The sequence below is a fragment of the Bradyrhizobium sp. U531 genome (assembly GCF_051710265.1).
In the GTDB taxonomy this organism is placed as follows: domain Bacteria; phylum Pseudomonadota; class Alphaproteobacteria; order Rhizobiales; family Xanthobacteraceae; genus Bradyrhizobium.
In genome coordinates, this window is record NZ_JASVEN010000001.1 from 309,866 (window position 1) to 323,591 (window position 13,726).

The 13,726-nt window shown below is 65.5% G+C and carries 13 protein-coding genes; 3 read left to right on the forward strand and 10 right to left on the reverse strand.

Going from position 1 to position 13,726, the window contains the following annotated elements; genetic code table 11:
* Positions 1-54: 54 nt before the first annotated feature.
* Complete coding sequence (locus QRQ56_RS01480) at positions 55-1,053, reverse strand: P1 family peptidase (RefSeq protein WP_438737090.1); 999 nt, start codon at positions 1,051-1,053, stop codon at positions 55-57.
* 54 nt (positions 1,054-1,107) lie between these two features.
* The gene (locus QRQ56_RS01485) at positions 1,108-3,915 is read right to left on the reverse strand and encodes a PAS domain S-box protein (protein ID WP_438737092.1); all 2,808 of its coding nucleotides are present in this window, start codon (positions 3,913-3,915) and stop codon (positions 1,108-1,110) included.
* 241 nt (positions 3,916-4,156) lie between these two features.
* Between QRQ56_RS01485 and QRQ56_RS01490 the strand changes: the two genes are divergently transcribed.
* On the forward strand, positions 4,157-4,543 hold the full coding sequence (locus tag QRQ56_RS01490; protein ID WP_438737093.1) for a response regulator: 387 nt from the start codon (positions 4,157-4,159) through the stop codon (positions 4,541-4,543).
* An 84-nt stretch (positions 4,544-4,627) separates the two neighbouring features.
* Here the strand turns inward: QRQ56_RS01490 and QRQ56_RS01495 are convergent, their stop codons facing one another.
* The 5 genes from QRQ56_RS01495 to QRQ56_RS01515 form a co-directional block, all read right to left on the reverse strand.
* Positions 4,628-5,746 (reverse strand): branched-chain amino acid ABC transporter substrate-binding protein, encoded by a 1,119-nt coding sequence (locus QRQ56_RS01495; RefSeq protein WP_438737095.1) that lies wholly within the window; start codon positions 5,744-5,746, stop codon positions 4,628-4,630.
* A 162-nt stretch (positions 5,747-5,908) separates the two neighbouring features.
* Positions 5,909-6,652, reverse strand: coding sequence for an ABC transporter ATP-binding protein (locus QRQ56_RS01500; protein ID WP_438737097.1), 744 nt, complete (start codon positions 6,650-6,652; stop codon positions 5,909-5,911).
* Complete coding sequence (locus tag QRQ56_RS01505) at positions 6,649-7,506, reverse strand: ABC transporter ATP-binding protein (RefSeq protein WP_438737099.1); 858 nt, start codon at positions 7,504-7,506, stop codon at positions 6,649-6,651. The genes QRQ56_RS01500 and QRQ56_RS01505 overlap by 4 nt, the downstream gene beginning before the upstream one ends.
* Positions 7,503-8,816 carry a high-affinity branched-chain amino acid ABC transporter permease LivM gene (gene livM, locus QRQ56_RS01510; protein ID WP_438737101.1) on the reverse strand — a complete coding sequence of 438 codons (1,314 nt, stop codon included), beginning with the start codon at positions 8,814-8,816 and terminating at the stop codon, positions 7,503-7,505. Before livM ends, QRQ56_RS01505 begins: the two co-directional genes overlap by 4 nt.
* 9 nt (positions 8,817-8,825) lie before the next feature.
* Positions 8,826-9,743: an ABC transporter permease subunit gene (locus QRQ56_RS01515; RefSeq protein ID WP_438737103.1), complete on the reverse strand. Its 918-nt coding sequence runs from the start codon at positions 9,741-9,743 to the stop codon at positions 8,826-8,828.
* A 283-nt stretch (positions 9,744-10,026) separates the two neighbouring features.
* Between QRQ56_RS01515 and QRQ56_RS01520 the strand changes: the two genes are divergently transcribed.
* On the forward strand, positions 10,027-10,197 hold the full coding sequence (locus QRQ56_RS01520) for a hypothetical protein (protein WP_438737105.1): 171 nt from the start codon (positions 10,027-10,029) through the stop codon (positions 10,195-10,197).
* A gap of 253 nt (positions 10,198-10,450) precedes the next feature.
* Positions 10,451-10,987 carry a hypothetical protein gene (locus tag QRQ56_RS01525; protein ID WP_438737107.1) on the forward strand — a complete coding sequence of 179 codons (537 nt, stop codon included), beginning with the start codon at positions 10,451-10,453 and terminating at the stop codon, positions 10,985-10,987.
* On the opposite strand, the gene QRQ56_RS01530 is transcribed toward QRQ56_RS01525, so the two are convergent.
* From QRQ56_RS01530 to QRQ56_RS01540, 3 genes are all read right to left on the reverse strand, one after another.
* On the reverse strand, positions 10,949-11,341 hold the full coding sequence (locus QRQ56_RS01530) for a carboxymuconolactone decarboxylase family protein (RefSeq protein ID WP_438737108.1): 393 nt from the start codon (positions 11,339-11,341) through the stop codon (positions 10,949-10,951). The genes QRQ56_RS01525 and QRQ56_RS01530 overlap by 39 nt on opposite strands.
* Positions 11,342-11,443: 102 nt before the next feature.
* Positions 11,444-12,226 carry a 3-oxoadipate enol-lactonase gene (gene pcaD / locus QRQ56_RS01535; protein WP_438737110.1) on the reverse strand — a complete coding sequence of 261 codons (783 nt, stop codon included), beginning with the start codon at positions 12,224-12,226 and terminating at the stop codon, positions 11,444-11,446.
* Positions 12,227-12,254: 28 nt separating this feature from the next.
* Positions 12,255-13,610, reverse strand: a complete 1,356-nt coding sequence (locus QRQ56_RS01540) for a 3-carboxy-cis,cis-muconate cycloisomerase (RefSeq protein ID WP_438737112.1) — start codon at positions 13,608-13,610, stop codon at positions 12,255-12,257.
* Positions 13,611-13,726 lie beyond the last annotated feature (116 nt).

Genomic DNA, 13,726 nt, shown 5'->3' on the forward strand with positions numbered 1-13,726 from the left:
CGCCCGGCCTTCGCCGGGCGATGACACCTGATGTGTGGCGGGATAGGCGCCTCACTACCCGCCGAACCGATCCTTCCACGCCGCTTGCGCGCCAGTAAACGGCAGCGCGCTTGCGTTGTACACGCCGCGTGCGATGGCGCGCGCGACCACGTTGGCGGCGACGGTGCCGAGCTCGGTGAGGCCGACCAGCGGCTCGATCGGCTTCTCACCGGTCGCAGCCGCGAACAGCACGTCGCCGTCGGTCGGGGCATGCACCGGATAGATCGCGCGGGCCATTCCGGTATGCGCGATCATCGCGAGCCGCTTGGCCTGGGCCTTGGTCAGTGTCGCATCGGTGACGACGGCGCCGATCGTGGTGTTCTCGCGCGCGCTCGCGGCGGGACCACCCTTGATGCGCATCGCCAGCATGTCCGGCGTGAATTTGGGCGGCAGGCCGCGCCCGCCGAACTCGCCGTTCTCCTCGAACGGCGCTGCCCAGAACCACGGCCCTTCGCCGACGGTCGTGCTGCCGACCGCGTTGACGACCATGATCGCGGCGACCTTTATGCCGTTGGCGAGAACCGCCGAAGCCGAGCCGAGCCCGCCCTTGAAGGTCGCGGTGGTGGCTCCGAGGCCCGCGCCGACGCTGCCGAGAGCGAAGTCGTCACGCGCGGCCGCCGCCGCGGCGTAGCCGAGATCGCGATACGGCGCGAAGCGGCCCCAGGACTTGTTGCCGCCGTTGAGCAGGTCGAACATGATCGCACCCGGCACCAGCGGGATCACCGCACCGCGGATATTGAGACCGCGGCCCTGCTCGGCGAGCCAGGCCTGCACGCCGCCGCCGGCCTCGATCCCGAAGGCGGAGCCGCCGGACAGCGCGATCGCATCGACGCGTTCCTGTGTGCTGGCAAGATCGAGCAGCGCATCCTCCCGCGTGCCGGGGGCTCCGCCGCGGACGTCGATCGCTGTGATCGCCGGTTGGTCGAAAACAATCGCTGTGGTGCCGGAGGCGACTTTCGCGTCCTGGGCATGGCCGACGCGGATGCCGGCGATGTCGGTGAGCAAATTTTTCAAGGCCGGCACTCCCTACGCTACGATCACCAGCGATAGCGTACGAACACCGCAGGCTCAACTGGCGAGCGCGGTCCTCAGCATCTTGGCGAGCTCGGACTTGCGGTAGGGCTTTGCCAGCAGCAGCACGCCGGAATCGAGCCGGCCGTGATGGACGATGGCGTTCTCGGTGTAGCCCGAGGTGAACAGCGTCTTGAGGTCGGGGCGGCGCCGGGCCGCTTCGTCGGCAAGCTGGCGGCCGTTCATGTTGCCCGGCATGATGATGTCGGTGAAGAGCAGGTCGATGGCCTTGTCGCTGTCGATGATGGTGAGGGCGTCCGCGCCGTTGGCGGCCTCGAGCGCGGTGTAGCCGAGGCTCTTGACCTGCGTCACAACATATTGCCGCACCAGCGCGTCGTCCTCGACGATCAGGATCCTCTCGTTGCCGCCGGCGATGGGCGTATTCTGCAGCACCTCGAACTCGGTCTCCTGCACGCCGCTCGAGCGCGGCAGGTAGATCTTCACGCTCGTGCCGTGGCCGACCTCGCTGTAGATCTTGATGTGGCCGCCCGACTGCTTGACGAAGCCGAACACCATGCTGAGGCCAAGGCCCGTGCCCTTGCCGACCTCCTTGGTGGTGAAGAACGGGTCGAAGACCCGGTCGATCAAATCGGGCGGAATGCCGCTGCCGGTGTCGCTGACGGCGATCATCACGTAATTGCCGGCGACGACGTCGGGGTTCATGCTGGCATAGCCGTCGTCGAGGAAAATGTTGCGGGTCTCCAGCACCAGGGTGCCGCCGTCGGGCATGGCATCGCGCGCGTTCAGTGCCAGATTGAGGATCGCGGTGGAGAGCTGGCCGGGGTCGACCAGCGTCGGCCAGGCGTCCTCGGTGAGCTGCGGCATGATCGTGATCTGCTCGCCCAGCGTCGGGTGCAGCAGCTTGGCGGCTTCGAGCGCCAGCGCGTTGACGTCGATCTCGCGCGGCTGGAGCGGCTGCTTGCGGGCGAAGGCGAGCAGATGCTTGGTCAGCTGCGCGCCGCGTTCGGCGGCGTCGTCGATCAGCTTGGTGATCGCAGCCAGCTCGGGGCGGTCGGCAACCGCGTCGGCCAGGATGCCGATCGTGCCGGTGATGACGGTCAGCACGTTGTTGAAATCGTGAGCGACGCCGCCGGTCAGCTGGCCGATCGAGTCCATCTTCTGGACCTGCCGGAACTGGGCTTCGGCGGCTTGTTTCTCCGTGAGATCCCGGCCGATGAAGAAATGACGTTTCACGGGCTCCGACCAGGTGCCCATCCAGTTCAGCGAGACCTCGTGGCCGTCAAAATGATAGTAGCGCGCCTCGAAGCTGCGCTTGGTCGCGCCGCGGCGCGCGACGCGCATCTCGTCCCGCGTCTTCTCGAGGTCCTCGGGGTGGATGAATTCGGTCGCGCTGTGCCCGATCAGGTCTTCCGGATTGAAGCCGAGGATGTCCTTCACGCTCGGGCTGACCTGGACGAAATTGCCGAAACCGTCGGTGACCAGGATCAGGTCCTGCGAGGTCTCGAAGATGCGCTGACGCTCTTCGATCTCGCGGCGCAGCTTCTCCTGGGCCTGCTTTTCCTCGGTAATGTCATGGGCGATCTTGGAGGCGCCGATGATCTCCCCGTTGTCGGCTCTCAAGGGCGAGACATTCAGGACGACATCGAGCGCGCGGCCGTCCTTTCGGATCCGCACCGTCTCGTGCTGGGCGATCGTCTCGTTGCCGGCGATGCGGTTGAGGATGCTCCTGATTTCGCCCTTTCTATCCTGCGGCACGATGATGTCGATCGACCTGCCGACAGCCTCAGCGGCGGAGTAGCCGAACAGGTGCTCGGCAGCCTTGTTCCAGCCGGTGATGACGCCGTCGAGCGTCTTCGTGATGATGGCGTCGTTGGAGGACTCGACGACGGCGCCGTAGAGCGCGAGGCGCTTGCCGTAGAAGTCGCGATCCGACGCCGATTGCTCGCGCAGCCTGCCGACGAGACCCACCGTCCGGGCCTGCAGGCGAACGTTCTCGATCAGCAGCACCGCGAGCACGAAGCTCGACGCGCAGAGCCCGTAGAGGCGGCCGGCGTAGAACCCGAGATCGAAACGCGCGACGTTGACGATCGCGGACAGCGCGATGTCGAACAGCCATGCGCACATCACGACCATGAGCCAGACGTCGATCACCGAATGAGGGCGGCGGAACCAGAGCGAAACGAGCGCTGCAAAGCTCAGCGACCACACGAAGGACACGACCCCGATCATGGCCGGCGTGTACCGGCCGTCGCGCAGCAGGACCGGCAGCAGATCGTGCTGGGCCGTGACGAGCCAGGTGAAGAGACCCATGGTCGCGACCACGCCGAGCACGATGGCGCCGATCGCGGTGTTCGTGGCGCCTCTGATCCTGGGGCCGCCGTCATGTTCCTTCAGCCAGGCATAGCCCAGGACGAAGAGCGGGAAGACACCGTGCCAGATCATGTAGAGCCAGACCGTGGTCTGGCCGCCGGCGCCAAATAGCCCGGTCGGTGCGAACAGGCCGGGGAAGGTGAGGGCGTGGACCAGGGCTGCCGCCGCGGTGAACAGGTAGCCGCTCGACAGCCACAGCAGGGCGCGGGTTCTCAGCACCGAAAACTGTGACAGCAGGAGCACGGCCGTGACGATGTCGCTCACCGCGAGGGCGGATTGATAGCTCGCGACGAAGGCGGGGACTGGAAGTAACGGGGTACCGGCGAACGGAACGGCCAACGCGAACAGGATCGAGGAAATGCCGACGATCCATAAAGCCGCGGTGCGGTCGGCCGGCGTGGCCGGCAGGGTCGAAAGGAAGGTGCTTCGGTCGATCGCAGGCGCGTTCATCTCGTGCAGACCCGTTTTGAGCATCTCCGCAGTTCCAACGGTAGTCTTTACTTTCACGACCTGCACGGTAGCCCGTTCCGGGCGTGTGTCGTGAACTGATGCAGCGACGACTCAACCGACGGTTACAGCTTACTTAATTTGGGTAGGAACGCGGAATAGGGATCAGGTAAGATGCGCTTTACTGGGCGGTGTCATAATGCCCTGCGGCTGTGCCGGGTTCCAGGTTTGAATCATATCATTTGATCGATCTGCGGGAGTTGTTCCCATGCCTCGCGTTCTCATTATCGACGACCAGAAGGACGTCCGCGCCATGGTCGCGATCGTGCTCCGGGTCAATCATTACGAGGTGGCCGAGGCCGACAGTGGCGCGGCCGGGCTGAAAACCTTCGCGGAAAGCCCCTTTGACGCTGCGATCGTCGACATTTTCCTCGGTGACATCAGCGGTGTCGACGTCATCGCAGCGCTTCGGGAGCGTGCGCCGGGGCTTCCCGTCGTGGCGGTGTCCGGAATGACGGCGCTGGATTTCATGGAAGAATCGCCGCACCTCGCCAGCGTCGTTTGCCTGCAAAAGCCGTTTCGGCCGAATGATCTCCTGCAAGCGCTTCGGAAGGCACAGGCCGCGGCCGCCGGCGAGCTGCCCGCAGCGGTCTGATCCTGCCGCGACAAAAAAAACGCCCCGGGCAAGCCGGGGCGTTGGGGTCGATCGCAAGGCGGAGCCTGAGCCCCGGAGCCGCGCTCAGGTGCCGTTGCCCTTGATCTCGGCGTAGCCGCCCTTGGCGTCCCACTTGTAGACGACGTAGTCGAGCTGCTTGATGTCGCCCTTGGCGTCATACTCGATCGGGCCGATGACGGTGTCCCACTTGCCGGCCTTCATCGCTTCCATGACCTTCTTGGCGTCGGTGGTGCCGGCCTTCTTGGCTGCCTGCGACCAGACCTGCATCGCCGCGTAGGTATAGAGCGTGTAGCCTTCGGGATCGATGTTCTTGGCCTTGAAGGCGTCGACGATCTTCTTGGCGGTCGGCTTCTCGCGCGGATCGGGACCGAAGGTGAACAGCGTGCCTTCGCCGGCGGGGCCGGTGATGGAGGCGTATTCCTTGTCGGCGAGCGCGTCGCCGGCCATCAGGATCGTCTTGAGACCCTGGTCGCGCATCTGGCGCAGGATCAGCCCGCTCTCCTGATGGTAGCCGCCGACATAGACGAGGTCGATGTTGTCGCGCTTCAGGCGGGAGACGATCGCGTTGAAGTCCTTGTCGCCCTTGTTGTAGGACTCGTACATCTTCTCGGTGACGCCCGCCTTGTTGAGCGCCTTCTTGGTCTCGTCCGCCAGACCCTTGCCGTAGGTGGTCTTGTCGTTGAGGATCGCGATGTTCTTGCCCTTGAAGTTCTTGGCAATGTACTGCGCCGCGATCAGGCCCTGCTGATCGTCACGGCCGCAGACGCGCGCCACGTTCCAGAGCTTGCGCTCGGTGAACAGCGGATTGGTCGAGGCCGGGGTGATCTGCAGAACGTTGCCGTCTGCATAGGCTTCCGACGCCGGGATCGACGACGACGAGCAATAATGTCCGGCGACGAACGGGATCTTCGCGCCGGCGATCTTTTCGGCGATCGAGCGCGCCTGCTTCGGATCGCAGGCGTCGTCCTCGACGGACAGCGCGAGCTTCTTGCCGTTGACGCCGCCGGCGGCGTTGATATCGGCCACGGCCATTTCGGCGCCGTTCTTCATCTGGCGGCCGAAGGCGGACTCGCCGCCGGTCATCGGGCCTGCGACTGCGACGGTGACATCCTGCGCGAATGCCGCGCTCGACAGCGCGAGCGATGCGCCGAATGCCAGACCGATGAGCTTCAGTGATTTCATGAGATACCTCGCGGGTGGTCGCCTGTGGACGTTGCCGGGCATGCCCGGTTCAAACCGGCGCCATTCTTGAATGAATTCGAGGAGAAGTCACCGGCAAAATACGGGCATTGGCGCAGATATCTCGCCACATTCGGCCGCATGCGGGAGGGCCTCCCGGCTCGGTCAGCCGTGCCGGCCGCCTTCCAGGTAGGCAGCGCGAATCTCGGGGCGCTGCAGCAATTCGGCGCCGGTGCCCGCCAGCGTGATCAGGCCATTGACCATGACATAGCCGCGATGGGCAAGCTTGAGGGCGTGGTTGGCGTTCTGCTCGACGATCAGCACGGTCAGCCCGTCCTGCCGGTTCAGGGTGCGGATCGCATCGAAGATCTGGCGCGCGATCAGCGGCGCAAGGCCCAGCGAGGGCTCGTCGAGCAGCAGCAGCCGGGGACGGCTCATCAGGGCTCGCCCGATCGCCAGCATCTGCTGCTCGCCGCCGGACAGGGTTCCGCCGCGCTGCGCGTAGCGCTCCTTGAGCCGCGGAAACAGCGAGAAGACGCGTTGCAGCGTCGCCTCGCGTTCGCCCTCGGTACACTCGGTGGCGTCCGCTCCCATCTGGAGGTTTTCCGCGACGCTCATGCGCGGGAAGATGCGGCGTCCCTCCGGCGATTGCGCGATGCGCAAATGCGCGATCTCGTGGGTCGGGACGTCGGTGATGTCGCGGCCTTCGTAAAGGATCTGGCCGGCGCGGGCGCGCGGCTTGCCGAAGATCGTCATCATCAGCGTCGACTTGCCGGCGCCGTTGGCGCCGATCAGCGCCACGATCTCGCCGGCGTTGATCTCGACGTCGACGCCCTTCAGCGCCTCGATCTTGCCGTAGGCGGCGCGCAAGCCCCGGATCGCGAGCAGAGGAGAGGGCGCTGACGTCACGAGCCGCCCTCCATCACGGCCGCTGCCTCTTCCTCGTCGGCGCCGAGATAGGCGGCGATCACCTTGGGATCGTCGCGGATCTCGCGCGGCGTACCTTCCGCGATCTTGACGCCGTGATCCATCACCACGATGTGGTCGGAGATCTCCATCACCACGGACATGTCGTGCTCGATCAGCAGGATCGAGGTGCCGAGTTCGTCGCGGATCGAGAGCAGGAGCTCGCTCAAGGCCGCGCTCTCGCGCGCATTGAGGCCGGCGGCGGGCTCGTCCAGGCACAGCAGCGCGGGCTCGGTGCACATCGCGCGCGCGATCTCGAGCCGGCGCTGGTCGCCATAGGCGAAATTGCCGGCGGCATCGTCGGCGCGGTCGAGCAGGTTGACCCGCTTGAGCCAGTCGGTGGCGAGATCAATCGCGCGCTTCTCGGCGTCGCGATAGCCGGGGGCCCCGATCAAGCCGAGAAAGGTGAAGCCGGAGGCGCGCATCAGTGCATTGTGCTGCGCCACCATCAGGTTTTCCAGCGCGGTCATGCCGGGAAACAGCCGGATGTTCTGGAAGGTGCGGGCAACCTTGGCCTGCTTGGCAATGCGGAAATCGTTCAGCCGCTCCAGCGCGACCGTGCTGCCGTCGTCATGGGTGAGGCGGATGGCGCCGCCGCTCGGCTTGTAGAAGCCGGTGATGCAGTTGAACACGGTGGTCTTGCCCGCACCGTTCGGCCCGATCAGCGCGGTGATCTTGCCCCGCGCTGCCGAGAACGACAGGTCCTGCACGGCGATGATGCCGCCGAAGCGCATGGTGAGCCGGTCGACGCCAAGGATCTTTTCGCCAATCTTGTTGCCCATCCCGTCGCCGCTCATCCGTGCCCTTCCTTGACGAGGTCGGAGGAGATCGCCTGGGCCTTGGTCAGATAGACGGTCGGGGCGCGATGGCCGATCAAGCCGCGCGGCCGCCAGATCATGATCAGCACCATGGCCATGCCGAACACCAGCATGCGATAGCCCTCGAGGCTCCGGAACAATTCGAAGCCGCCGATCATGGCGAGTGCCGCAAGCGCGACACCGAGCTGCGAGCCCATGCCGCCGAGCACGACGATGGCGAGCACCAGCGCCGATTCCTGGAAGGTGAAGGATTCCGGGCTGATGAAGCCCTGGCGGGTGGCGAAGAACGCACCGGCGAAGCCGCCGAACATCGCGCCCGTCGCGAACGCCGTGAGCTTGGTGGTCGTGGTGTTGATGCCGAGCGCGCGGCAGGCGACCTCGTCCTCGCGCAGGGCTTCCCAGGCCCGGCCGATCGGCAGACGGCGCAGCCGTATCGTGGCCCAGTTGGTGAGCAGCGCCAACGCCAGGATCAGATAGAACAAAAACACGATGCGATGTGTCGTCGAATATTCGATGTGAAGCCAGGCCGCGAGCCCGTCGTCGCTGTTGTCGAGCGGAATGCCGAAAAAGCTGGGACGTGGAATGCCCGAGACCCCGTTGGGGCCGCCGGTCAGGTCCTGCCAGTTGATGATGACGAGACGGATGATCTCGCCGAAAGCGAGGGTCACGATGGCGAGGTAATCGCCGCGCAGGCGCAGCACGGGGAAGCCGAGCAGCACGCCCCAGAACGCGGCGAGGATGCCGGCAAGCGGCAGGCAGACCCAGAACGACCAGCCGAAATTGGTGGCGAGCAGTGCGTAGGAATAGGCGCCAACCGCGTAGAAGGCGACGTAGCCGAGATCGAGCAGGCCGGCGAGCCCGACGACGACGTTCAATCCCCACCCCAGCATGACATAGGTGAGCACGAGGATCGCGAGGTCGAGAATGTAGCGCTGGTTATAGAATATCACCGGCACCAGCAGCGTGAAGATCAGGAGCGCCGGGGCGAGGTAACGACCGATGAACGACATGCCGTTTTTCACCGCCGGCGGCACCAGCTTCTCGGCGCCGGTCGGGCCGATCCATTGCCGCAGCAGCTCGATCACGATCGAGCCGCCGAAGACCGCGGCGACGAGGGAGAAGAGGTCGCCGAAGCGCGTCCAGTAGGTGAGCTGGCCGGAGGCGCCCGCCTCGGTGCGGATGCCGACCATCAACGAGAACAGCACCAGCGCGACCAGCGCGTTGACGGCAGCCGTCTTCAGGATGGAGGGGATGCCCGGTTTGGCCGTCTTGGGTGAGAGATCTGCCACGCGCGACCGTCAGACTTTTTCGACTTCGGGACGACCGAGCAGGCCGGTCGGCATGAAGATCAGCACCACGATCAGGATCGAGAACGCGGCAACATCCTTGTACTCGACCGAGAAATAGGCCGACCAGAACGTCTCGATCAGGCCGATCGCAAGGCCGCCGAGCATGGCGCCGGGCAGCGAGCCGATGCCGCCGAGCACGGCGGCGGTGAACGCCTTGATGCCGGCGACGAAGCCCATGAAGAAGTCGACCAGACCGTAATAGAGCAGGTACATCAGGCCGGCGACTGCGGCGAGCGCTGCGCCGATCACGAAGGTCATGGAGATGGTGCGGTCGACGTTGACGCCGAGCAGCGCCGCCATGGTCTGGTCCTGCTCGCAGGCACGCATGTCGCGCCCGAGCCGGGTGCGCGACACCAGCCAGGTGAAGAGCGCCAGCAGCACGATGGTGGTGACGACCACCATGATCTGGATGTTCGAGAGCTGGATGACGAAACCGTCGGTGCTCTCGTGCAGGGTGTAGCCGCCGGTGATGAAGGGCGGGATCGGCTTGACCCGCGCGCCCTGCGCCACTTGCGAATAGTTCGTCAGCACGAAGGACATCCCGATCGCCGACAGCATCGGGGCCAGGCGGAAGGAATGGCGCAGCGGCCGGTAGGCGATGCGCTCGATGGTCCAGCCATAGAGCGCGGTGATCGCCATCGAGACCAGGAGCACCACGAGCAGGATCAGCGGGATCGCGGTCAGCCCGAGCGAGATCAGGATCAGGAAGGTGATCAGGGCGATGAACCCGCCGATCATGAAGACGTCGCCATGTGCGAAGTTGATCATGCCGACGATGCCGTAGACCATCGTGTAGCCGATCGCGATCAGGCCGTAGATCGAGCCCAGGACGAGACCGTTGATGAGCTGCTGGGTGAAATAATCCATGGGCTGCCGTACCAAACCTGAGGCGGGCTCAAAAGGGAGAGCTCTTAGGAGAGTGGGTTCTTGGGCCGTTTCTTGGGCCCCGGCAGCCCCTAAGCATTCTTCCGGTTTTGTAACAGGAGGGAACTGGCGGCTGCAACAGGTCAACGCCTCGGCAGAAGGTCTTGTACAGAGGTGATTTGGCGCGTCCGGTTCCGCACCTGCGAGGAACTGGGTTCCCAGGGGCAACCAAAATGGAAGGCGGCAGTTGTTTCGTCTCTGACGTCCAACAAGGGAGTTCCCCCGAATGACGAAGCAGCAGAACCAGAATCCGGGTCAGCAGAGTCAGAACCCCGGCCAGCGGCCAGGGCAGCAGCAGGGCGGCGGTCAGAAGCCCGGCCAGCAGCAGCAGAATGACCCGATGCGCCAGGGCGATCGGCCCGGCCAGCAGCAGGGCGGCCAGCGCGATCAGGAATAGCGAGTTTGGGAGCCCGGCAGATCAGGGCAAGTGAGGGTAGTGAGGAGGGCCCCGCCGAAAGGCGGGGCCTTTTTTCGTCGTGGCCGTGCCCCCGTCAATCCGGGCTCGGCTCCCTGGGCCGTCACGGATTGGCAGGCAAAACGGGCCGGTTAAGGTAAACAAAGGGTTTAAATTGCCGGCACAGTCCGATGCGAGTTAGCTCCCCGCAAAGCCTTCGGTCGAAGGCGGATGGCAGGCTCAAGCGGGAAGCGGCATGTTCGGAAATTGGCGGATCGGCTCGGTCAACGGTGCGCTGCTGGCGGCCTATTTCATTCCGGCCTGGAGCCTCGTTGCCTTCAACATCATCATTGCGCCGGTGCACGGTCTCTATGAGCGGCCGAGCGTCGCCGTCGCGCTGTATCTCAGCGACCATCTCCAGATGGCTGGGATGGAAACGGTGCGCGCGGCCTGGCTGCTCGCGCTGGGCCGCCTGACGGTGGTGGCGTTCTTTGCAATATATCTCGTTCTGCTCTGCATCCCCCGCACCCGCAAATCCGGCGGCAGCGACGAGGCCCTCGGCATCGCGCTGGCGATCGGCAGCCTGCTTTCGTTTGCAAGCATGGTGATGGCTTCGAAGGTCGGCGAGCTGGCCGCGCTCCGGCTGCATGCCACCGAGCTGTTGCTGCTGCTCGGTGCCGCCATTGTGGTCGTGATCGAGAAGCCGGCGGCCGCGCCCAAAACGGTCGAGAACACCGTCGAGGCCGCCGCGCCGCTAGCCCTTGAGCAGGCCGAGTTCCTGCACAATCGCTGAGGCTTCCTTCACGGCGTGGTTCGCGGCGGGCACGCCGCAATAGATCGCCTGCTGCAGCAGGATTTCCTTGATGTCCTCGGGCGTGAAGCCGCCCTCGGCGAGCGCCGCCCGCACGTGCAGGCGGAATTCGTCCCATTGCCCGAGCGCGACCATGGTGCCGATCACCAGCACCCGCCGCGTGCGCTCGTCGAAATGGGGGCGGGTCCAGATCTCGCCCCACGCATAGCGCGTGATCAAATCCTGGAAGTCGGTGTTGAACGCGTTGCGGTTCGCGATCGATTTGTCGACCCAGGCATTACCCAGCACCTTGCGGCGAACATTCATGCCGGCGTCGCGGCGCTTCTGGTCGTCCATTCTGTCCTCCTCCGCGCCATTGCGAGGAGCGTAGCGACGAAGCAATCCAGTCTGTCACCGCGGAGGGATTTCTGGATTGCTTCGCTACGCTCGCAATGACGGTTAGCGCTGCGTCAAAAATCCCACCACCGCATCCGTGAATGCGTGCGGCTGCTCGACGTTGGAAATGTGGGCGGCGTCGATGATGGTCATGCTGGCGCCGGGAATGTTGGAGCGGATCAATTCACCCGCCGAGATCGGCGTCGCCTGATCGTGGCGGCCGGCGATGACGAGCGTCGGGCTCTTGATCTTTGGCAGCAGCGCGCGCTGGTCGAGCGTCGACAGCGCCTCGCAGCAGGCGAGATAGCCTTCGACGGGCGTCGCCAGCAGCATCGATTTCATCTTCGCGGTGATCTCGGGCTCACGCTCGCGAAAATCCTGCGTCAGCCAGCCTGCGATCACGGCATCGGCGACCGCGGCGATGCCGCCCTTCTTCACGGCGTCGATGCGCTCCAGCCATTTGGTCGGTTCGGCGTAGTAGCAGGAGGTGTTGGCGAGAATGAGCTTGCCGAAACGCTCGGGCGCATTGGCGCCGAGCCATTGCCCGACCATGCCGCCCATCGACAGGCCGCACCAATGCACCTTCTCGATGTTGAGGTCGTCGAGGATCGCGAGCACGTCGCGGCCGAAGCGCTCCATCGTATAGGGGCCGGGCGGGACGTTGGACCGGCCGTGGCCGCGGCGGTCGTAGCGAATGACGCGGAACACCTGCGTCAGCGCCTTCATCTGCGGCTCCCACATCTGCAGCGTGCAGCCGAGCGAATTGGACAGCATCAGGGTCGGTCCGCCGTCGCGGCCCTCGACGGAGACGTTGAGCAGGCATCCGTCGGCATCGATCATGGGCATGCGGCGTCTCCGTCGTCTTGTGCAGGTCTTATTCGCGGTCGAGGCTGTCGAGCAGCCGGTCGATCAGGGCTTGGGAAGCTCCCTGATAAGCCATCGGCTCGAACAATGCCGCAATTTTTTCCGGCGAAAGCTGCGCAGTGACCTGCGAATCAGCCGACAGCACCTCGCGCAGGTGCTTCTTCTCGGCGACCGCGCGCTTGCTGGCGGCTTCGACGAGGTGATGCGCATCGCTCTTGCCGATCATCTCCGCCAGCGCAAAGGTGACGGCCTCTGCCATGATCAGCCCGTGCGTCGCGTCGAGATTGCTGCGCATGCGCGCGGCGTCGACGTCCAGGCCCTCGGCGATGTCCACGATGGCAGCGAGCGCGCCGGATGCAACCAGCATCAGTTGCGGCAGCGTCGGCCATTCCGCGTGCCAGGGGCCGGCGCTGCGCTCATGGTCCTGCACCTGGGCCGCGAAGATCGTCGCCGCGAGTTGCGGAGCCATTGTGGCTGCGCCCAGCGCGCTTGCGGCGGCAACCGGGTTGCGCTTGTGCGGCATGGTCGAGGAGCCGCCGCGGCCTTCGCCGGCCGGCTCGAACGCTTCGGCGACGTCGGTCTGCATCATCAGCGAGACGTCGCGCGCGATCTTGCCGCAGCTTCCGGCGAGGATCGCCAGGCAGGACGCGGCCTCCGCGATCCGGTCGCGATGCGTGTGCCAGGGCGCTTCCGGCAGCGGCAGGTCGAGCTCCCGCGCGAGGCGTTCCGCCACGGCAAGGCCCTTGTCGCCGAGGGCGGCCAGCGTGCCGGCGGCGCCGCCGAATTGCAGGGCGAGGCCCTCGCGCCGCAGCCGCCGCAGGCGGCAGCGGGCGCGAGCGAGGCTCGCGGCATATTCGGCGGCCTTGAGGCCGAACGGCATCGGCAGCGCGTGCTGAAGCCAGGTCCGTGCCACCATCGCGGTATTGCGATGGCTGCGCGCCAGCGCCGCAAAGCCCTTGATGGCGCGGCTGAGATCGGCGTCCAGCGCATCGATGCCGGCGCGAAGCGTGAGCATGGTCGCGGTGTCGATGACGTCCTGGCTGGTTGCGCCCCAATGCACGTAGCGCGCGGCCTCCTTGTCGGCCTTGCCGACGCCGGCCGTCAGCATCTTGACCAGCGGAATCGCCAGATTGCCCGATCGTGTCGCGGCCTCCGCCAGTGCGGCCATGTCGAAACGATCAGCCTTGCACGCGGTCTCGATCGGCCTGACCGCAGACGCCGGAATCACATCCGTGGCAGCTTCGGCGCGTGCCAGGGCTGCCTCGAAATCAAGCATATTCTGCAGGGTGGACCGGTCGTCGCAGATCGCCCGCATGGCGGCGCTCGACAGCATCGGTGCGAGCAGGGGGGAGAGGGATGTGCTCATGTTGCGCGCGACCTAATCATCATGGCCCGGCCGTGCCAATCCCCCACCGCCCGCACACGTCTTTTTGCAGTTGCGAATATGCATTGCACGTGACCGGGCGTCGGCCTTTCCTTTGC